Origin of the sequence: Adhaeretor mobilis, assembly GCF_007741515.1 — a bacterium.
GTDB lineage: Bacteria > Planctomycetota > Planctomycetia > Pirellulales > Lacipirellulaceae > Adhaeretor > Adhaeretor mobilis.
In genome coordinates, this window is the sequence record NZ_CP036263.1 from 2,897,287 (window position 1) to 2,918,699 (window position 21,413).

Annotated in this window: 12 protein-coding genes and 2 pseudogenes; 10 read left to right on the top strand and 4 right to left on the bottom strand. The window is 51.7% G+C overall.

The features are described 5' to 3' along the window. The first annotated feature begins 92 nt into the window (after window positions 1-92). From HG15A2_RS11415 to HG15A2_RS24555, 10 genes and pseudogenes are all read left to right on the top strand, one after another. On the top strand, window positions 93-2,678 hold the full coding sequence (locus HG15A2_RS11415; protein ID WP_145060379.1) for a sodium:solute symporter: 2,586 nt from the start codon (window positions 93-95) through the stop codon (window positions 2,676-2,678). Window positions 2,679-3,566: 888 nt separating this feature from the next. Further along, on the top strand, window positions 3,567-4,955 hold the full coding sequence (locus HG15A2_RS11425; RefSeq protein ID WP_145060380.1) for a Gfo/Idh/MocA family protein: 1,389 nt from the start codon (window positions 3,567-3,569) through the stop codon (window positions 4,953-4,955). Window positions 4,956-5,111: 156 nt separating this feature from the next. After that, window positions 5,112-6,572: an enolase C-terminal domain-like protein gene (locus HG15A2_RS11430; protein WP_145060381.1), complete on the top strand. Its 1,461-nt coding sequence runs from the start codon at window positions 5,112-5,114 to the stop codon at window positions 6,570-6,572. A 68-nt stretch (window positions 6,573-6,640) separates the two neighbouring features. Then, complete coding sequence (locus HG15A2_RS11435; RefSeq protein ID WP_246117943.1) at window positions 6,641-7,657, top strand: Gfo/Idh/MocA family protein; 1,017 nt, start codon at window positions 6,641-6,643, stop codon at window positions 7,655-7,657. Beyond that, window positions 7,654-8,982, top strand: coding sequence for an Nramp family divalent metal transporter (locus tag HG15A2_RS11440; RefSeq protein ID WP_145060383.1), 1,329 nt, complete (start codon window positions 7,654-7,656; stop codon window positions 8,980-8,982). Before HG15A2_RS11435 ends, HG15A2_RS11440 begins: the two co-directional genes overlap by 4 nt. Before the next feature lie 207 nt (window positions 8,983-9,189). Continuing rightward, complete coding sequence (locus HG15A2_RS11445) at window positions 9,190-10,401, top strand: Gfo/Idh/MocA family protein (protein ID WP_246117961.1); 1,212 nt, start codon at window positions 9,190-9,192, stop codon at window positions 10,399-10,401. 739 nt (window positions 10,402-11,140) lie between these two features. Next, window positions 11,141-11,458, top strand: coding sequence for a hypothetical protein (locus HG15A2_RS11450; protein WP_145060385.1), 318 nt, complete (start codon window positions 11,141-11,143; stop codon window positions 11,456-11,458). A 279-nt stretch (window positions 11,459-11,737) separates the two neighbouring features. Continuing rightward, window positions 11,738-12,952: an IS256 family transposase gene (locus HG15A2_RS11455; protein ID WP_145060386.1), complete on the top strand. Its 1,215-nt coding sequence runs from the start codon at window positions 11,738-11,740 to the stop codon at window positions 12,950-12,952. 118 nt (window positions 12,953-13,070) lie between these two features. Then, a pseudogene (locus tag HG15A2_RS11460) lies at window positions 13,071-13,553 on the top strand (reverse transcriptase domain-containing protein); the annotation flags it as partial. 69 nt (window positions 13,554-13,622) lie between these two features. Beyond that, complete coding sequence (locus HG15A2_RS24555; RefSeq protein ID WP_246117962.1) at window positions 13,623-13,913, top strand: group II intron maturase-specific domain-containing protein; 291 nt, start codon at window positions 13,623-13,625, stop codon at window positions 13,911-13,913. Window positions 13,914-14,000: 87 nt separating this feature from the next. Here the strand turns inward: HG15A2_RS24555 and HG15A2_RS23960 are convergent, their stop codons facing one another. The 4 genes and pseudogenes from HG15A2_RS23960 to HG15A2_RS11485 form a co-directional block, all read right to left on the bottom strand. After that, window positions 14,001-14,441, bottom strand: coding sequence for an integrase core domain-containing protein (locus HG15A2_RS23960; RefSeq protein ID WP_218932516.1), 441 nt, complete (start codon window positions 14,439-14,441; stop codon window positions 14,001-14,003). A 774-nt stretch (window positions 14,442-15,215) separates the two neighbouring features. After that, window positions 15,216-16,309: pseudogene (locus tag HG15A2_RS11475) on the bottom strand (IS3 family transposase); the annotation flags it as partial. A 594-nt stretch (window positions 16,310-16,903) separates the two neighbouring features. Next, window positions 16,904-19,642, bottom strand: a complete 2,739-nt coding sequence (locus tag HG15A2_RS11480) for a sulfatase-like hydrolase/transferase (protein ID WP_145060389.1) — start codon at window positions 19,640-19,642, stop codon at window positions 16,904-16,906. A gap of 175 nt (window positions 19,643-19,817) precedes the next feature. After that, complete coding sequence (locus HG15A2_RS11485) at window positions 19,818-21,263, bottom strand: Gfo/Idh/MocA family protein (RefSeq protein ID WP_145060390.1); 1,446 nt, start codon at window positions 21,261-21,263, stop codon at window positions 19,818-19,820. Window positions 21,264-21,413 lie beyond the last annotated feature (150 nt).

The window sequence follows — 21,413 nt, forward strand, 5'->3', positions numbered from 1 at the left end:
TTTCAGCTTTTGGAGCGTTCATTTGCACAATTACTTTTTTTGTGTCTGAGCTTTGTAGATGGATAGCCCTTTTTACCCCCAGCCCCCAGTTCATGCCCGCTAGATTACCAGTCAACCTGATACTTGGTCTCTCCTTCCTGGTTTCTCAAACAGCCGGATCAGACGCACAAGAGAAGTCGTTATTAGCATGGCAAGAATTGCCTGAACTGCCCGTTTCTATCGAAGGGGCATTCGTCGGATCTTCTGAAGGGGTACTCATCGTCGCAGGTGGACAAACTACGACTCAGAAGAACGCGACCGAGAATGGACTTAGCGATGCAGTCTTTGTCCTTCAACCAGACACCCGAAAATGGTTGGAGGCCACTAACCTTTCGAAGCCTCTAGCCTATGGAGCGGCGGTAGAGACAGAAGATGGGTTGTTCTGTTTCGGAGGAACCACCGGATCTGGAGGATCAGATAAAGCGTTCATTCTTCGATGGGATATCAAAACAAATCAGCTCAAGCTCTCCTCTCTACCGAATCTTCCTGAACCGCTATCAATATGCGCTGCGACGCGTCTAGGAGACGAAATCTATGTGGCTGGTTCTCGCTTGTTTGATCTGAAAGCACCGAAAAGAAAAAAGTGCTTCTGGTCTATCAAAGTTTCTGACGAAGGACCGAGATGGAGATCGCATCCTGTTTGGCCGGGAGAGGGATGGTTCTCTCCCGCCGTAGTGGCTCAAAGTGGCGAATTATTCTTGTTAGGGGGTGCAGCTTCTTCTTTGTTAAACCAAGAACCGCAATCCCTCGAATTGGTTCGAGAGGCTTACAGGTATTCGCCCAGTTCAGCCAAGTGGCAAGCTATCGCAGATGCTCCAATTCCAATGGCGGCTACTCCGGCAATTGCCTTCGGCCCTAGTACAATCCTCTGCATCGGGGGATTGACGATTAACGAAGCGAATGAACACCAAGTCAAATCCTCTAGTCGTCAGGTCAGAAATACCCTGTTGGCTTATGAAACGACGACAGACACCTGGTGTGAACGTGGGGAGTATGTGGTTCCAGTGGCATTGACAACAGCCGTTAAGTGGCAGAATCAGATTGTGCTTGTTGGTGGGCGAACAGCAAATAATTCACTTATCGCAAAAGTCATCGGTGGGAGCAATGCTCTTCGAGAGAGTGCCTTTCACCTGGTCGATTACATAGTACTCTCATTCTACTTCATCTTACTTCTTAGCATCGGCTGGTACTTCTCCGCATCCGAGAATACGTCAAACGACTACCTGCTTGGCGATCGGAAGATCCCCTGGTGGGCAGTTGGACTAAGTATAATGGCTACTCAAGTGAGTTCGATTGGATTCATGGCACTTCCCGCGAAGTCTTTTTCAACTGATTGGGTCTATTTCACGGGTGTGTTGACTTGGTTTCTTGTTGTGCCCCTAGTTGTACGCTTCTACCTTCCTTTCTTGTTCTTTCGACCTAATGCGGTGACAGCCTATGAGTATTTGGAGTGTCGCTTTAATCTACTTGCGAGACTATACGGAAGTAGTTCTTTTGTGATGTTGCAGTTGGGTAGAATGGCAATTGTCTTGTATTTGCCTGCAATTGCCCTTTCAGTCGTCACGGGAATGAATGTCTATGTCAGCATTCTTGTTATGGGCACTCTGAGCACTGGATATACCGTCCTAGGGGGGATCAATGCAGTGATCTGGACGGATGTATTACAGGCGATAGTCCTGGTAGGAGGCGCTTTATTAGGGGTAGGGATCGCCATCTTAGAAGTCGACGGCGGTTTCAACGGATTCATATCGATCGCTCATTCGCATGAGAAGTTCCGATTGGTTAATTGGGATACAAGCATCACCACGACCGCACTTTGGATTATCCTAATTGGAAACGTCTTCAAGAGAACTTCAGACCTGACGGCAGACCAGGCCGTAGTGCAGAGGTATTTGACAACCGGAGATCTCCGCAAGGCATCCAACGCCCTATGGTGTTCTGCGATTGCCTCTATTCCTTGGGCAATCTTAGTGTTTCTGTTCGGCACAGCACTATTTGCCTTCTATAAGACACATCCAGAAAACATGAGCCCCTCTCTGCAGCCGGATGCCATCGTACCGTGGTTTGTGGTAGAAAGCCTACCAGTAGGAATCTCCGGTGTGGTGATCGCAGCGCTGTTGGCTGCTGCAATGTCAAGCCTCGATAGTAGCATCCACAGTGTTGCCACAACGATCTCAATAGATTTTTATAAACGTCTTCGACCGGAGTGTACCGATCAAAGTCTATTGAGACTAGCTCGCTGGTTGACAGGGATCCTGGGAGTTCTCGGCACTGCCATGGCACTGCTTATAGCAACCTATGCAATAGAGTCTCTCTGGGACTTGTTCTTGACGTTTGCCGGGCTCGCCATAGGAGGACTAGCTGGACTGTTTGCCTTAGGAATCTTCACGACTCGTGGCAATAGTATCGGTGCCGTGGCAGGTGCAGTGGTGGGAGGAGTGATCTTGTATTTTGTACAGTCGCTGACACCCATTCACTTCTTTTTATACCCGGTCATAGGTGTAGGATCCTGCTTTTCGATTGGTTACTTGGTGAGCTTGCTATTCCCACTCCAACAATGCTCTCTTGAAGGCCTTACTATTTATACATACAGTCAATCCGATTCACCCTTAACAACAACGCCGATCTCATCAGGATAAGTTCCTGCAAATGCCAACTTACTGCAGGGTCATCGCCTAGTGAGGCATCTAGTAGCTAGTAGTGTGCGTGCGAGGGGGCAGAAAGATACTCTTTGGAATATATAAAGATGTCGTGGAATGCTACAGAATGCCAATCACAAAGGCAATTACTTACGGAGAATGGTTTGGTTATTTACACCGTGACGGACGAATCAGCGTTCCATTGAAAGGGAATTATTGGAAAGGCCCGTTTCACCTCCCCGGAATGCAACTCGTCTGCTGGAAGATCATTGCTGAAATCCTTCAATCGTAATTTGAGGCGCATGGCAAAGATGCATAGCTGAAGCACAAGCAACTCATGGAACTGAAATCTCCAAATTATTGCGAGCAGTCGTTAGTAGACGAGGAAATGAGCCCGTCACTCTATCCCTGGGGGGAAAGTGGATTTGTGAGTCTGTGGCCCTCCGCCTATTAATTCTCAAGCCAAGCAGATTACTCGAGGATGTCGATTTACAAAACATTGAAGAACTCTCCATGGTTAAACCTAAACAAGACGCAATACTAGAGAACAGGAAGTAATCGACCGAAAATCAAAGCTGGGTAACCATTGCCCTTTTCTTCAAAAAGAGACGGAGTTTGCCAGAATGACTTTATCTTAAGGGTTCGGTAGTATTGTTGTTCACCTAACCAAGACATGCCACTAAGAACTAGTTTTCAAGATGAGGACATCGCCAGTGAGTGTTGATGAGAAACTGGTAAATGATATTGTCTAAATTAATCCTATCTATATTAAGCAACTAAGCGGCCAGCCTGTGACTTCAAGGTGTTTTTCGCCAAAAATCATTTGGACGCTCCTTTAGCAATTAACGTCCTAGTCCGAGTTATTTAGAAAGTGAAAGAAGAATTTAGATGCCTACCAAAATGGATCGTCGTTGTTTCCTAGGAGCTACTTGTTCTACGGCTCTCGGTGCGGGTGCTCCGTGGGTGCTACCTAGTACAGTCTTTGGCCAATCATCGCCTAGCAACCGAATCAACATCGGAGTAATCGGCCTGGGCACGCGCGGCATACCTGACATGAAGGTGTTCATGCAGAATGAAGACGTGCAGATTCGCGCCATCTGCGATGTCAATAAGGCTAGTGGAGGATATAGGGATGAATCAACAGTCATGGGACTAGAACCTGCCCTAAGAATCGCAAATCAATACTATGCAGAAAAACAGAAGAGTGGAACTTACAATGGAGTATTCACGACCAGCGATTTTCGAGACATACTCGAACGCGATGATATCGATGCAGTAGCCTTAGTGGTACCTGATCACTGGCATGCGACGATGACGAGGATGGCAGCCGAGGCAGGAAAGGACGTGTTCTGTCAAAAACCCCTCACATTGACCCTGGGAGAAGGCCAGGAGATGATCAAAACTGTGCGAAAGCATGGGCGCGTTTTGCAAACGGCAAGCCAGTACCGATCTAACTGTAGAGCTCGGCATGCCTGTGAACTGGTTCTCAACGGACGAATTGGCAAACTTAAGTCGATGCGAGTTCGCATCGGATACAACAACAAGATCGGCCCCGGTCCTGGCTGGGAACCAATGCCTGTTCCCAATGATTTCGATTATGATATGTGGTTGGGCCCTGCACCACGGGCTGCATACCATGAGAAACGATGTCTCTACAAGTTTCGTTTCAATCTTGACTACTCAGGTGGACAAATCACCAACCTAGGTGCCCACGCGATTGACATTGCCCAGTGGGGCAACGGTTCTAGCCTGACCGGTCCGGTCGAAGTTGAGGGAATAGGTGCTAAGTGGCTTCCCGATGGAAGCCTGTTCAACACGGCACTAGAATCAACATTCCGCGCGAGATATGCCAATGGGGTAGAGCTGATTTGCGAAAGCTCCGGCGAAGCCATGGGCGTTCGCTTCGAAGGAACCGAAGGGTGGATCGAGTTCGTTCTCGTGGGAGGCAAGTTTAGGGCTTCTTCGAAGTCCCTTGAGAACGAGATAATCGGATTAGACGAGATACATCTTCCAGTCTCGAATCTTGAACGAACATTTGACAATCCAGGCAATTTCTATGCCGATCATGTCCGCAATTTTCTCGACTGCGTGATCACTCGCGAAGACCCACTCGAACCGGTTGAGGTGGGGCATCGTACTGCCAGTGTTTGCCATCTGTGGAACATTGCCATTAAGAATATTGGCAAGAAGTTGAACTGGGATCCGGATAAAGAGAAATTTACGAATGACGATAGTGCAAACAGCATGTGCACCCGTCCGACACACGATTGGTCCTGAAAGAGCTTGCAGTTTTGAGCTAACTAATTTTGCTCGAAGATCTACATGGTCTTTCCTAGAAGGGCTGTAGGGGAGGTTTGTAGATGACCAAGATACTCAACTAGGAAAAGCCACATGCCTAAAAAGTATTTTTCGAATCCGAAAAAGCTTTCGTCAATGGAAAGCTCTGCTCGATCAAGCAAGGAGTTACCGACGATTCTTCGAGAAGGAACGACAAGTGAGAAGCCTACGGATATTCGCGTCATAGCGTCCAAGGCGTTTCTTTTACCGGTTGCTACACGTGTTCCACTTAAATTTGGCGACCAAATTCTCGAAAGTATCAACTGCCTTCGAGTTCGTATGTCAGTCTGCGACAATAGCGGCCGTACAGCGGAGGGCTGGGGAGAAACGCCACTATCAGTTCAATGGGCTTGGCCCAGCGAGATTACTTATCAGAATCGGCTTGATTCTCTGGTCGAGTTCTGCCAAAAGCTAAAGCAATCTTGGCCAGAACACCGGGGTAGTGGGCATCCTCTCGAACTTGGACATGACTTCCTTCGCAACGTGCTTCCAGCTTTGCAAAGAAATCACAATGCAGGTGCTAGGTCCGGCGAAGAGCTGCCTTACTTGGCTGCGCTCGTTGCCAATAGCGCCTTCGACATCGCCCTGCATGATGCCTATGGGAATCTGCATCAGGTAGATATCTACGATACTTACAATGCGAACTATATGAATCGAGATTTGGCTGCCTTCCTACAACCTGCTGAGAGTCAATCGACAACGATTTCATTCTCAGGTGCCTACCCCGAGGACTTTCTTGTCTTTCCTCCCCCCCAGCAATTATCTGCCTGGCATCTAGTTGGAGGTCTTGACCCTCTATCCTCCAGCGAACTGGGGGACAATCCACCCGATGATGGCTATCCATTGCTGCTAAGAGAATGGATCGAAACAGATGGGCTGAAGTGCTTGAAAATCAAGCTGCGAGGCAACGACATGGAGTGGGACTACGATCGCCTTGTGCAAGTCGGTAAGGTTTCACTTGAGACAGGAGTCGAGGCCTTATCTGCCGATTTTAACTGCTGTGTCCAAGAAACCTCCTACGTCAACGTAGTACTAGACCGGCTCCGCAATGAAGAGCCCGCTATTTTCGAGCGACTTGTCTATGTGGAACAACCTTTTGAGTACGATCTCGAGCAGCGCCGCCTAGACGTCCATCAAGTTGCCAGACGTAAGCCGCTATTCCTAGACGAGAGTGCCCACGACTGGCAACACGTCCGCTTGGGCTATGAACTCGGCTGGACGGGTGTTGCACTGAAAACTTGTAAGACACAAACAGGCGCACTGTTGAGTCTCTGCTGGGCCAAGGCACACGGCATGCAGCTGATGGTACAGGACCTTACGAACCCGATGCTTGCGCAGATTCCACACGTTCGGCTAGCAGCACACGCAGGAACAATAGGTGGAGTCGAAACAAACGCAATGCAGTTTTATCCAGAAGCATCAGCCCGTGAAGCACAGATTCATCCTGGCCTCTACCGCAGACGTAAGGGGCAGGTAGATCTCTCGACTCTATCTGGCTCTGGATTCGGATATCGAATCGATGAAATGAATCCCTCTCACCAGCATCACGAAGTATGAGTTGCAATTAAATGAATAGCGGGAAAACAATTAACGGGCTCTTGCACAGTCTACTTCCTATTGCAATTGTGCGTCGATTTGCAGCGTTGGGTGGTTGTTTCGCTTTGCTGCTAGTAGTCGGGGTTGCGTCATCCCCACTTACTGCTGCTGACGACACAATACGTGCTGGCATTATCGGCTGCGACACTTCGCACGTCATTGCATTTACCGATCTATTCAATGCACCAGACGCAGATGAATCGCTGGCGAACGTAAAAGTCGTGGCAGCATTTCCGGGAGGGAGCCACGATATTGCATCGAGCCGTGATCGAGTTGGTAAATTTACGGAAAAACTTCGCGACAAGGGGATCCAGATTGTTGATTCGGTTGACACGCTCGTGGATCTGGTCGATGTCGTCTTGCTGGAGAGCGTCGATGGCAGAAAACATCTTGAACAAGTTCGCCCGGTATTTGCCTCTGGCAAGAGAGTCTTTATAGATAAACCGATTGCAGCCTCGCTTGCCGATACGATCGAAATAGCAGACCTGTCGAAAGAGTCGGGAGTGCCGTTTTTCTCTTGTTCAGCAATTCGATTCACGCCTGGAATATCAAGTGCCCGCACCGATCCGAAGTTAGGCCAAATCACAGGGTGTGCAACTTACAGTCCATGTCCCGTTGAACCGACCCACCCAGATCTTTACTGGTATGGCGTTCATGGAGTTGAAGCGTTGTTCACTATCATGGGACCGGACTGTGAACGTGTAACGCGAACGCAAACGGAGGATACCGAATTGGTGGTGGGAGTTTGGGGGGATGGGCTCGTTGGAACATTTCGAGGAATTCGCAAAGGGCGTCGTGACTACGGAGCCCTCTTGTTTCGAGAAAAATCAAATGTCTTCATCGAAGGATTTGGGGGATATGAACCGCTGGTAAAACAAATCGCCCAGTTCTTCAAGACAGGTGTTCCGCCGGTGAGTGCTGAGGAGACAATTGCAATCATTGCCTTTATGGAAGCAGCCGACGAAAGCAAGCGCCAAGGCGGCATGCCTGTCACGATCGAGAGTGTGATGGCTAGAGCGAAAGCAGAAGTGGCTGACCGAAAATGAATTCCTCCCACCCCAATCGTCTTTTAGTTTGGTTTCGAAGTATCGGCCCGGCCATTATTGTCGCATCGGTTGTGCTCGGTCCCGGTAGCATACTTACCTCAAGCAAGGTCGGCTGTCAGTACGGCTACTCGATGCTTTGGGTGCTGGTGGTGGCGGTTGTTTTAATGATCGGCATGACGGCCCTGGCAGCAAGACTTGGTGTGGGTGCAGAGAAAACACTTTGCGGCGAGTTGGCGGATCGAATCGGCAGACCTTTTTCAGCGATGGTGGGCATTGTCTTATTCTTAGTGGTTGCCAGTTTTCAGTCTAGTAACAACATGGCGGTGGTTACCTCAATCGAATCAGTCCTAGCCTCTGGCCCTACCACAGACACCTCGGGCTCGACCAAGACGATACTCATCGTCCTCTTAGTTCTCTTCAATATCGCACTCATAGGCACGATGTTTGTCTTGAAGTCTCTCTACAAACCGTTGGAACGGTTAATGAAGTTCTTGCTGGGAGTCATGATACTCGGCTTTGGCGCAAACCTTTGTCTGGCCGGTCCATCGCTAGGAGAAGTTTTCTCAGGCCTAGTGCCAAGTATTCCCTCGGAGCTAGCGGGTGGATTCTGGCCACGGCTAAATACTTCTGGCCACATTGTTGATCCGCTGTGGGCAATTCAGGGGTTGGTGGCAACGACGTTTTCCGTTGCCGGGGCGTTTTACCAAAGCTATCTGGCCCGCGAAAAAGGCTGGACGAGCAGTCAATTGAAACAAGGCTTGGTTGATTCAATCGTGGGAATCTCAGTGCTTGGAGCTTGTAGTGCAATGATCATGATTACGTCAGCCACCATGCTGCATGGAAAAATGTCACCTGATGAGCTGAGGAGTGCGGCTGATGTAGCTGGACAATTGGAACCTCTCTTCGGCCCGGCAGCAACGATTCTTTTCTCCTGCGGCATTTTCGCAGCCTGCTTCAGTCCATTTTTGATCAACGCGATGATCGGTGGTTTGCTGCTGTCCGATGGACTTGGTCTCGGTAGCTCGATTGATTCTCCTTGGTCGAAGAGGCTGACTGTCGTTGCGATGCTGTTAGGTATGTCGATAGCGATCTGGGCCACAATTGCTGGGAACAATCCGGTAGGTGTGATTATTTTTGCACAAGCTCTGACGGTTCTTGGATCGCCGCTCTTAGCGCTTTCGCTGTTGTATATGGCAACACGCAGTGATGTGCGCGAGCGAGTGTCATGCCCCACCTGGATGATTGGGGTATGTAGTCTAGGGTGCATCGTCACTATTGTCTTGGCAGCTCGTACAGCGTGGAAACTGTGGCTGCAAGCTACCTGAGGGTTCTGAGAATCACATTTGGGGAGTCATCTAACAAATCTGTCAACGAATAATCTTACTTGCTTTCGTTTTTTTAAATTAGAAGTCGGTAGCGTCCTCGATTAAATATAAAAAACAAGGAAATTTGACATGATTGAATCTAAAACAAGTTCCATCAAGACGTCCCGCCGCGCATTCCTGGAATCCACAGGCATAGCGACAGTGGCCATGCAATGGACGGCCAAGAGTTATGGCAACATTATTGGTGCCAATGATCGGTTGGGGATCGGCTATATTGGCGCAGGTGGCATGGCTGCTAATCACATGCGGGCATTCAACGACCTAAAGAAATCAAACAACCTACTGTCCTTAGCCGTTGCAGATTGCTGGAAGACTCGGGCCGTTGAAGGGGCCAGCAAAACGGGTGCTTCGATTGCAACCCAAGACTATCGCGAGGTACTTGATAATAAACAAGTCGACTATGTGGTTATTGCAACTCCTGAACATCAACATGCGCGAATGACTCTTGATGCGTTCGATGCAGGAAAGGCGGTCTACTGTGAAAAACCGATGACGCACACGATTCCTGAAGCATTTGCAGTATTGAAAAGGCAAGTCGAGACTAATCTTCCTCTCCAAATTGGAGTACAAGGGATGTCCGATGACAGCTATTCGTCCGCCAATGTAGCGATTCGTGGCGGCGTTATTGGCCAAGTAGTCCAAGCTCAAATCGAGTATGTTCGGCGGTACGGTGAACAGGGACTCTTTTGCGTTCCGGATCTAAAAGAGGACAGGCCAAAACCAGCAGATCTGGACTGGAAAGCTTGGCTTGGGCCGGCACCTGATACAGCATGGAACCCTCACCATTATTTTGAATGGCGAAACTTTTCGATGTACTCTGGAGGAATCGCCAGTGACTTGTTGGTACATCGCATTACGCGAATGATCCGAGCGCTCGACTTGCACATGCCTCGTCGGGTAGTAGGAATGGGAGGCATCTGGCAGTGGCCGGAGAATCGTGACTTACCTGATAACTTTGAAATGATCTGCGAGTATCCCGAGGGGCTGACTGTTTATGCGCTTGGTACGCAGAGCAATCGCGTTGGTTTCGACCATCTCATTCGGGGTTACCGAGGGACGCTTTATTTCACGAATGATGGGTGGGTAGCAAAGGATAAAGACGGCAAAATCCTTGCTGAGCATAAGAAGTCAGGGGATGAAGATGTGAATCTACATCATACGAATCTTCACAATCATATGCGAAATGGGGAACCGTTGAATTGTCCCGTACGTCTCGGATTGGCAGGGATTGCTGCGGCAGCGATGGCCAATGAGTCTTGGCGGAATGGACAAATGATGGGGTGGGACAAAGAAAAGCAAGAAATGGTTCCAAGTCATAGGCTGCAGCACAATCCGCATCCTACCGAGCCACCTTCTTAAAAAGCTCTCACAGATAGGCGAGAAGATTCACAGATACCAGAAACTTCCGTTTTCCGAACTTTGAAACTACAGCCGCGGGGCAATTCAATGGCACGGGGCTAGGCGGAAAGTAACACCGGGTTGGAACAGGAGCGTCTGGGGCTGTTGCGCACTCGCTACCGTCTGATAGGGCTACCGATTCAGCGCCGTCCAAGCATTCTAACCAAACAACTGTTTAGACGTTGACCTTGTATCTTTCAATATCAAGGGAATATTAGTGCATTAGAGACTAAGGCTGTTCCGCGAAGTGAGCGTAGCGAACGAAGGTGCGCTGGGCATGGTCGAGCGATTGGGGGTGAAAGTCCTCTGTGGATCCTAACGGAGGTAACCACGAGGTGAAAGCAACTGCACGAGACCGCGTTTGGACAATGGACAATCGAAGTCTTTCCCGTGAGGGCGTGTGGGATGGAAGCCGGAGCCGAACCGCAGCACTGAACGCAAGTGAACCCTTAGGCAGGCTCCTCGGACCTGGGCAAGCGTGCTCGCCTACGCGACGCCCGATATCCGATCGTGGCCGTGGAGTATTGAGGGCAGCGGCGGCGGGACATTGCTTCACCTTACCCCAAGAGATCTCTCTTAGTCCGCCCTGCGGTAGAAGGGAAGAAGGTGACGACGACCCGTCGATGCTGGGAGAGAAGTCGGATCGCCCCATAGTAGTGCCGAAGCCGAGTAATGTCGGTGGAGCGAAGGGGGCGACAAGTTGTTAAGTGCCGATTCCCGCCAACTGACGTTTGTGTTTGCCGACAACTCGCAAGAGAGCAAGGGCGACAACCCAGCGGACGAATCCGCAGGCAAGGCGTTCCTGCTGCACCAAGCAAGCGTCAAGGAGCCGAACGAATCGGTCACCCGAGCAGAAGACGATACAGGTCGACTGCTAGAACGAGCAGCCTCGGTGTTCAATTTGGCCCGAGCACTGCTCAACGTGGCACGCAATAAGGGTGCTGCCGGTACTGATGGACTCAGCGTAAAAGAAGTTGTGGAGGATGCTCCACGGCTACTACCCCAAGCTGCGACGTGAGTTGCTATCAGGAGCCTATCGTCCTGGAGACATTCGCCGGGTTTGGATTTCCAAGCCGGGTGGAGGTCAGCGGGGACTAGGTATCCCGAACGTTGTGGATCGCGTGGTCCAGCAAGCGTTGCTCCAAGTCCTGGAGCCGCAGTTGAACCGACGTTTCATGACAGCAGCCACGGCTTTCGATAACGTCCTAATAGTTGCGCACTTAAACGGGCAGCCCCTGCTTGGTAGGAATTGTTTTTGAACGATTCCAATACCAACCAAGCGAAGGAGACTGCCACGATGGCAAGTGTAACCGGAGACGTAATTTCAGTCGATGAGTCAAAGATTCGCGGTCATGTCGATGAGGTGGTTCGCACGAGCGTCGAAGAGACTCTCAACGGGCTGCTCGACGCAGAAGCGGACCAGCTTTGCGGAGCGAAGCGTTACGAGCGGTCTGCCGACCGTGTCGACACGCGAGCTGGCTCGTACGACCGAAAGCTGCAAACGAAGGCAGGAGAAGTGAATTTGAAGGTCCCTCGCTTACGCTCGTTACCTTTTGAGACGCAGATTATTGAGCGTTACAGACGGCGAGAATCGAGTGTCGAAGAAGCGCTGATGGAGATGTACCTCGCAGGCGTAAGCGTGCGACGGGTGGAGGATATTACCGAAGCCTTGTGGGGAACGCGAGTTTCCCCCAGCGCTGTGAGCGACTTGAACCAGAAGTTGTACGAGCGAATCGAGCAGTGGCGTAACCGGCCCATTGAGGGCGAGTACGCTTACATTGCCTTGGACGGCATTTGGCTGAAACGCTCGTGGGGCGGTGAAGTGAAGAACGTGGCCGTTCTGGTAGCAATTGGCGTGGACCAGAAAGGCTATCGCCAGGTGCTGGGTGTCTGCGAGGGAACGAAGGAGGATATCGAGAGTTGGAAGAGCTTTTTAAGGCATCTCAAAGAGCGTGGATTGAAAGGCGTGCAGTTGGTGACCAGCGACAAGTGTCTCGGTTTAGTGGATTCGCTGGCCGAGTTTTACCCAGAATCTGCTTGGCAGCGTTGCATGGTGCATTGGTATCGCAATGTGGCGTCATCGGTACCTACGTCGAAGATGAAGGAAGTGATGGCGATGCTCAAGGCGATCCATGCCCAAGAAGACCGCGAGGCGGCGGAGAAGAAGGCTACTGATGTCGTAGCGAAGCTCCAGGTAATGAAGTTGGCCAAGGCGTCCCGCTGCGTCGAGGAAGGGGCGAGCGAGACGCTCAGCTACATGGCTTTCCCTCGCGAGCATTGGACACGGATTCGGACGAACAACCCGCTGGAGCGGATTATGCGAGAGATCCGTCGCAGGACTCGAGTTGTGGGAGCGTTCCCAGACGGCAACAGTGCATTGATGCTGGTCGCCGCTAGGCTGCGTCACATCGCGGGCACGAAGTGGGGCACTCGGAAGTACCTGGACATGAGTCGGCTTGCCGATCAGCAGAAGGAGAGCGAGCAACAGGAAGGGACTGAGGCGGTCGCGTAGGCCGCGCCCGGCCCCAACTCCTCCGCAGCTACGCTGCTACGGAGTTGGGGCCGGACCTACCAGCAAGGGCAAACCCTAAAAACTAATGTGCGCATATTGACGGACACTACCCGGCTTTCGTCCTCACCGGGGTGCACCTACCGCCATCGCCGAAGCAAAGAAGTATCCGGCAGAGGGCTATGTCTGGACGGTCGATATCGACCTATCCAAATTCTTTGATCGGGTCCATCATCAGCGTCTGCTGAACCGCATGGCCCAGCAAGTCGAAGATGGTCGTGTCCTTAAGCTGGTGCATCGCTTGCTGACAGCGAAGGTGGTTCTTCCCGATGGTACGCGAACCGCTGCCGACGAGGGAACGCCGCAAGGCGGTCCTCTCTCTCCCCTGCTGTCGCACATCGTCCTAGACGAGTTGGACTGGGAGTTGGAGCGTCGAGGGTTGTGATTCGTACGCTATGCCGATGACTTTAACGTGTTCGTCAAGAGCGAACGGGCTAATCGTCGGGTGATGAACTCGGTTCGTCAGTTTATCGAGAGGCGCTTGCGTCTCAAGGTGAATGAGGAGAAGAGTTCGGTTTCGGGGCCGGTGAACCTGACCTTCTTAGGCTTTCATCTGAGCAAGAGCGAAGATGGAAGCGTGGCGGTGGCCATCTCTGAACGCACGAAAACGCGGATGGACGTCAGGATTCGTGAGCTCACGCCGCGGAACTGGGGTCGCTCGCTGAAGACGTGCTTTGGAGGTCTGAACCGCTACTTACGCGGATGGATTGGGTACTTCCGGTTGTGTACGGAAGATCAGCTGAGGCCGCTCCACAAATTCGACACCCATATTCGGCGTCGAATTCGGGCGATTATTATTCGCCAGAAGAAGCGTCCCCGGCATCTTTACCGTCACTTGATTGCGTGTGGTGTCTCTCCTCAGTCGGCGGCTCATACCGCCTTTCAGCGTACCGGCGTCTGGTGACGCAGCGTCAGTTCCGGCATCCAAAAGGCGTATCCTAACGCCTGGTTCGCCGCGCAACTGATGGTGCTTACCGACCAGTGGCGTGCGCTAAATCCTGAGGAGCGGGTCTCCATCAAGCAGCAATGCCTGTTTGACGTTTGAGATGACAGCTTGAAGAGCCGGATGTGTGGTCCACAAGTCCGGTTCTGTGAGAGGCCTGGGGGAGCAATCCCCTGGGCCTACTCGACACTCCGGAGCGGAAGCAGGGCGGGCCGCGAACTCCGCCGGGGCAACGTACCCCAGCGAACTGTGCGGACGACGGTGGTTGTAATTCTCTTTCCAAGCAGCAGCCAGCTTGCGTGCTACCCCGAGGTTCTCAAACTCTTCAATCGCAAAAAACTCATCGCGCACGCGACTGTGAAAGCTCTCCGCATAACCATTCTGCCATGGGCTCCCAGGAGCCACGTACAGCGTCTCAATCTCTAACTGCTTCAGCCAACGCTGCACGGCATTAGCAATGAACTCGTGACCTGCCCGTAACCATGCCACTCTGAAAGAACTGGGCTCCATCTGGCTTCACTACCACAGACCAATCAGTCCCAACAGTTGCTTCGAACCCGTTCTGGGAATCGACATACCCTGAGGCGCGGTACTCATTGCCTCCCAGGGAGGCAATGAGTATCCGTACTTAGGAGAGCCTTAGTAGAACAGCTGCTATTCAGAGTGATGCCGGCTTGTGAAGTTGGGGGCGGACTGGTATCGCGGTAAGTGGGTACACACTGAAATGTGTACCCAATTTGGACCTTTAATCGACTCTGGTAGCATATTTGCCGAAACTGAGATTCGGCTGTATCCGCCATTTAAACCCTATTCGGACGCCAATCCGCCTACTCCAGAAAACTACGAATCCGAAGGTTGGAGGTTCGAATCCTCCGGGGTGTACTTAAAAACAAGCGGTTTGCGACGCTTGTCACTCTTTAGAATTCTGGGTGTCACCTGAAATGTCACCTAGAGCCGACCATAGCTCTCTAGCTGTTGTCGCTGCATTCTGGCCGACATAGTAGGTCATGCTCGTTTCTACTGAGGCGTGACGCATTAGCTCTTCCAGTACTGGCGGCGTGACGCGACGTGACCAGCGATAGCCGAACGCTCGTCGCAGATCATGAGCCGAGATGAATTTGCCTCGTGACCTGCCCCCAAAACCTGTACCACAGGTTTTGAGAGTACGGGTTGGGGGATCTCTCCGCCCTGCTGGAGCGGAGGAGTTGGCTGAGGCGTAGCCGAAGCCAACTCCGGAGCGGAAGCAGGGCGGGCCGCGAACTCCGCCGGGGCAACGTACCCTAGCGAACTGTGCGGACGACGGTGGTTGTAATTCTCTTTCCAAGCGGCAGCTAGTTTGCGTGCTACCCCGAGGTTCTCAAACTCCTCAATCGCAAAGAACTCGTCACGCACGCGGCTGTGAAAGCTCTCCGCATAACCATTCTGCCATGGGCTCCCAGGAGCCACGTACAGCGTCTCAATCTCTAACTGCTTAAGCCAACGCTGCACGGCATTCGCAATGAACTCGGGCCCATTGTCGCTGCGAATGTGCCGAGGCACACCACGCATGGCAAACAACTCCGCCAGTGTATCGAGCACATCCTCACTGGTGATGCTGCGATCGATCTTCAATGCTAAACATTCTCGCGTATATTCATCGACGATCGATAAGCACTTCAGCGTGCTACCGCTGGTCGTTCGATCAAAGATAAAGTCCCAGGCCCAGACGTGATTCTTGTGCTCAGCACGACGGTGATAACAGCCATTCTCTTTCACGCCCAATCGTCTCCGCTTCCGCTTCTTTTGAGGCACTTTCAGTCCTTCCTGACGCCACAGGCGATAGACACGCTTGAGGTTCACCTGCCAGCCTTCTTGACGCAACAAAGCGGCAATCCGGCGATAGCCGTAACGGCAGTTCTCACGTACTAATTCGAGCATGCGTATCACCAGCTTCTGTTCATCTTCACGCGACTGTGCCGCGTAACGCTGCCTGCTACGCGGCTGATCGACCGTTGAACAAGCCCTGCGTTGGGAGGCCTCGAACTTCTCTTGAAGCTCTGAGGCGGCCGCACGCTTCCGAGAAGGGCTTACCAGTTTCCCTCTTGAAGATGCTTCAGCATCTTAATGTCGAGTTGCTGATCGGCCACGATCTCTTTCAATCGCTTGTTCTCGTCTTCGAGTTGCTTCAGACGCTTCGCTTCTTCGGCCTTCATCCCGCCATATTGATTGCGCCAGCGGTGGTAGGTCGCTTCGCTGATCTCCATCGACTGCAACACGGCAGCCACGTCTTTGCCCGCATTGAGCATCGCATCCGCATCACGCAGCTTCTTCACGATCTGTTCGGGCGAATGACGCTTCTTTCTTCCAGGTTTCGACATCATGAGTCTCCTTGCCATCATCGGCGGGTGAGACTCTCATAACATATGGATCAGCTTTTGGGGAGCAGGCCATTCGAGTAATCGCTCCAGCGCACGCCGTAGTCTCTGCGCGCGTAAAAACGTGACGGCGAGCGCTATCAGAGCGAGCGCAAGGGCCAGCGCAATCAGTTCCGCCATGGCGGTCTCCGGGGATTGGAATTGCTAAGAAAGTGGCCAAAGAGGGACCACGAGAAAGCTAAGGGGCTTCCTCAACTAGTTATGCCCCGAATACGCACTAGATTTAGCCATTGAATGCTATAGGAATGCACCTTGCGATACTGTCTACCTTCGTTGAGCAAGGGGCTGCAAGTAGATCTTCATGAAACGACATTGGAGTAAGGACCAGCTTATGTTTCATGGCAATACTCATTCAATGGAAGCTTGGAGATTGCATAATCTTGAACATGATCGGAGTTCGGTCTGACGGTAGCTCACGAGGCTAATAACCTCGAGGTTGTCGGCATGTTGCAAAACATTCACGCACGGAGCTGGTCGTGATGCAGTCAGTATTGGCCGTCCGCATTGCGATCTACCTCACTAGGATCGCTCACGCACTCATTCGGCCGTGCCGTGCGGTCGGATCTCTGCTCCAACTCGGTTGGTGAGTTTGTCACCGAGTGCAGCGCGGGCGGATTCCGCTTCTCTTGTGAACCTCGCAACAATCTTTGGGTGCAGATTTGCAACATTCTTTGATTCGCCAATATCACTTTTCAAGTCGTATAATTCCACGCCCGTCCTGAGGCGGCTGTACGCCGTAGGTATTCCGTCAATTCCGCCTGGTTTGCCTTCCAAACTTCGATATGGATGTGGGAAGTGCAGCTTCCATCGACGATTGCGAACCGCGTGCAGTTCGCCACCATAGTAACAGTAGAATATCTCATGAGGACTCTCGGCATTTGGCCTGCCCGACATTAGGGGCCAAATATCTTCTCCATCGATGGTCCGTTCAGGTGGCAACTCGGCTCCGATGAGTTTTGCCACGGTAGGGAGCAGGTCAATCGTGGAAGCCAACTCGTCACATTGTGTACCGGCAGGAATCTTCCCAGGCCAACGCATGATGCACGGCTCTCGATAGCCTCCCTCAAACATCGTACCTTTTCCCTCGCGGAGCGGCTTTGCAGACCCGGCATGGTTGCCGAAATTCAACCAAGGTCCATTATCCGATGTGAAAATCACGAGCGTATTCTCTTCAATTTCGTTTTGATGAATGGCGTCGAGGATTTGTCCCACGGACCAGTCGATTTCCATAACCACATCGCCGAAGAGCCCTGCACCGCTCTTGCCTTGAAACTTGCTCGAGACGAAAAGCGGCACATGCACCATGGTGTGGGGAACATAGAGAAAAAACGGTCGATTAGCGTTGCGATTGATAAAATCGACGGACCGCTCCGTATACATAGTGGTTAATTGCGCCTGATCTTCAGCCGTAACCTCCTCCTTAACAACGCGATTGCCCTCAAACAGGGGAAGGTTCGGAAACCTCTTCTTACGTGCTCCGCCTTCTGCAGGAAGTGCCAGCTCTCCAGGGCGCAGTGGCCACATGTCATTGGAGTATGGCAAGCCAAAATACTCGTCGAAACCATGCTGCAGTGGAAGAAATGGCGTCAGGTGCCCCAAGTGCCATTTGCCAAAGATTGCCGTGGCATATCCCTGTTGTTTGCATAGCTCAGCCAAGGTCAACTCTTTGGAATTGAGACCAATCTTTGCATTGGGATACAATGCTCCCAGGATGCTTACCCGTTCGGGATAACATCCAGTGAGCAATGCTGCCCGCGAGGCAGAACAGACCGCCGTCGCCGATACAAAATCAGTAAACACGCGGCCCTCACCGGCCATGCGGTCCAAGTGAGGCGTGGGGTATGCCACCGCCCCATACGGGCCAATGTCGGCATATCCCAGGTCGTCTACAAATATGACTACTATATTTGGAAGTGCGGGTGCTTGATCGTCAGACGTCGGCGATCCCTGAGATTCTTTACAGGATGACAACGCATCGTAAGATGCCGTTTGGGATTCCTCGCGTTCCGCAACTCGATCGGTGTCACTAATTGCGTGCGTTTCAATTGGTTTCGAGGTACTTGATACCTCAATCTCTTTTTCTGCAGCAATTTGAGTGAATAGAAAAGTCCCCTTTTTGTTGCCGACAACGATATCGAGCAGTCTATCGCCAGTGAGGTCATCGACGACTACCTGTGTGCCAACGCCAGAGTTGCTATCGACCCTGTGGGGGAGAAAGCTGACATCCCGACCGTTGCGTACCGTCTCAAACCAATACAGCACTGCAGGCTCCCGTGAACCAGGGTCTTTTCCCTTATGGGCCCAGAAGCGTTTCCCCGTAATGATGTCATCAATGCCATCGCCGTTCACATCAGCCAATTCAACTGCATGGAGCTGCGAGAATGCGACGCCATGTTTCTTCTCTTCAGCATGCTCCCCCATGATCGAGTGTTCACAAAAGGTAACTTCGCCTTCATTGTCCTTACCCGTGTTTTCAAACCATGCCAAGCCGTAGGCATGGGCTGCCTTAGAGGTTACGACGTCGTTGTCACCGTCGTCGTCAAGATCGTAGGCAAACATTTGGGCGCCACCCAGCTCGGAAAATTTCACTTTGTGGAAGGTCCATGGCTCGCCTTCGGGCACCTCATTCGTAGGCTGTTCCCACCACCCATCTTTTTCTAGCAGATCCATCCGACCATCGCCGTTGATGTCGCCCACCCCCAGACCATGGGTAAATCGTTGAAAGTCTCTCTTCGGAGAAACAGCGTGAAATTGCCAGGGATGAGTCGGAGTGTCCGGTGAGATTACAGCATACCCAATTCGCCCACCACTCATGCAGACCAACTCTGGGACACCGTCACCTGTGACGTCGGTAAGAGTCGGGGACTCATTGTCGGTTACAGCCAATGCCAGGTGACGTTCCCATGGGCCTGACTTGCCTTGCGGATTTTGGTACCAGAATGATTCGGTTCCTGGGTAGCCAACAACCAAAATGTCGTCCCAACCATCGCCACTGAAATCGTAGGCAAAGGTTAAGAAATTATCGGAGTAGTTGACGATATCGAATGGCTGAGGGGAATATAACTCAGTACGTTCGATGAACTCTGGGCCAGCGTACCAGTAAGGGCCAGCGACGATGTCTGCGGAGCCGTCGCGATCTACGTCAGTAAAGGTCGCCCCCTCGCAGAAAAACTGATCGGAGAGCTGAATCTTCTTGAACGTCGCAGCGAGTCCGATGTTTTGGGCGAGCCCCACAACGAGCAAAAGGAAACAAGAGAGGCGAAGGCATGCTTTCATGGTGCTTCCGAGGATTTCTATTGGGCCACTGCGTGATACAATAGGAGCTGGCCTGTACAGCCGGTGTCAAGAACGGAGATGACTAATGAGCCCCCGTAGCACAAGGTAGAGAGCGATGCTTTCCTATGAGTCAACCCTCTTAGCTTGCAGTACAGAAGTCTAATGCCAATCACTACTACGAAAGATCGGGAATAATGAACGGGGACCGTCCCTCACGTCGCAGCAGCCGATTTGCATCGTCATTGTTCGTGAATTGTTCTTTCTGTGGTTCCATTTCCAGCCAAGCCCCCAGTGTTATCGCATCGCTCTGGATGTCGATTTCATTTGCTTCCAGGTGATGAGCCATACGTGTAAAGGAGTCGTTCAATCGTTCCTTTGATTGCAGTTCTTGAGCGATCTCTTGAGCAGGATATCTCGCTCCCAGCCGATGAGAGATATTGCCAGTGTGGCACAAGCTACTTGAGATGTGACCCTCAAGGATATCGGCCTTCAAATCAGTTGCTTTCCGGGATCGGACTGCGCCCAAGAAGTTCTCAAAATGATTGCCCGCTCCAGACCATTCCTCAATCAATTCACCGTCGTTGTCGTACGCTAACGTCCGCGTATAGTTGGGCACAAGAACATACCCTTGCTCACACTGAATGATCACACCGATCCGAGTGCCTCGGTATTTATCCATACTGGCTCCCCACTTTTTTCGGTCTGCTTTCGAGCGAGGAAGTCCGCGTGTTTCAAAGATCAGTGGAGCTTTCTGGTAATTGTGGTAGACGATCTGTGTATTTGGTGTGTCACCCGCATCGTCGTAGCCATATCGACCGCCTATACTCATCACACTCGGCGCTAGGGCCATCTCTCCTAGGAACCAGCGAGCAATATCCATCTGATGGATACCTTGATTTCCCATGTCACCACTGCCCGTGTTAAAATCCCAATGCCAGTCGTAATGCAACTGAGGTCGGTAGAGATCAACCTTTGCCGCCGGACCACACCACAGGTCGTAGTCGATATGGTCAGGTATTGCCAAGGGTGAGTCGAGCTTGCCAATGCTCTTACGAGGCTTGAAGCATGTACCAACCGCGTATTGAATTTTGCCAAGCTTTCCGCTCTGGACGAATTTCACCCCTTCGGCAATGCCAATGCTTGACCGTGCTTGTGTACCACACTGTACAATTCGATTGTATTTACGCGCGGCATTGACCATTTGACGGCCTTCCCACACATTGTGCGAAACAGGCTTTTCGGTATAGACATCCTTTCCCGCTTGCATTGCCTCAATGGCAATTAGAGCATGCGTGTGGTTCGGCGTAGCGATCGACACTGCGTCTATGTTCTTTGTATCCAGCATCCGGCGGTAGTCGGTAAACGTAGCCACCTCGCGGTTGTGTTCTTGCTTGAACTCGTCGGCTCGTTGGTCGAGCACTTGTTGGTCGACGTCGCAAAGCGCCACGACATTTTCGCCAAGGTTTTTAATATGATCCCTGCCACGGCCGCGGATTCCCACGACCGCGGTACCTATACGATCGTTTGCACCTGTTTTTCCCATCACGCTACGCACCGGCATCATCACAGCGGCGGTCGTAAACGCGGAGTTTCTCAGGAAAGTTCGACGTGATACAGTCATTTGATATTCCTCAATCGTGATTTGCAGGACAGGAACTCTTGAACGCTAATGATTCCAGAATAGCGACGCTTAGTGATTCCGCTGCAATTCTCTTGGGCAGTAGGCGATTCCACGACGTGCTAAATGCTATGTGCTGAAAGCAGGGGGTAG

Excerpts from the sequence above, each read along its gene's own strand:
- HG15A2_RS11430 (WP_145060381.1), top strand. The coding sequence starts at position 5,112 with ATGGAAAGCTCTGCTCGATCAAGCAAGGAGTTACCGACGATTCTTCGA.
- HG15A2_RS11485 (WP_145060390.1), bottom strand. The coding sequence starts at position 21,263 with ATGACTGTATCACGTCGAACTTTCCTGAGAAACTCCGCGTTTACGACC.
- HG15A2_RS11425 (WP_145060380.1), top strand. The coding sequence starts at position 3,567 with ATGCCTACCAAAATGGATCGTCGTTGTTTCCTAGGAGCTACTTGTTCT.
- HG15A2_RS24555 (WP_246117962.1), top strand. The coding sequence starts at position 13,623 with ATGGACGTCAGGATTCGTGAGCTCACGCCGCGGAACTGGGGTCGCTCG.
- HG15A2_RS11445 (WP_246117961.1), top strand. The coding sequence starts at position 9,190 with ATGCAATGGACGGCCAAGAGTTATGGCAACATTATTGGTGCCAATGAT.
- HG15A2_RS11415 (WP_145060379.1), top strand. The coding sequence starts at position 93 with ATGCCCGCTAGATTACCAGTCAACCTGATACTTGGTCTCTCCTTCCTG.
- HG15A2_RS11480 (WP_145060389.1), bottom strand. The coding sequence starts at position 19,642 with ATGAAAGCATGCCTTCGCCTCTCTTGTTTCCTTTTGCTCGTTGTGGGG.
- HG15A2_RS11455 (WP_145060386.1), top strand. The coding sequence starts at position 11,738 with ATGGCAAGTGTAACCGGAGACGTAATTTCAGTCGATGAGTCAAAGATT.
- HG15A2_RS11440 (WP_145060383.1), top strand. The coding sequence starts at position 7,654 with ATGAATTCCTCCCACCCCAATCGTCTTTTAGTTTGGTTTCGAAGTATC.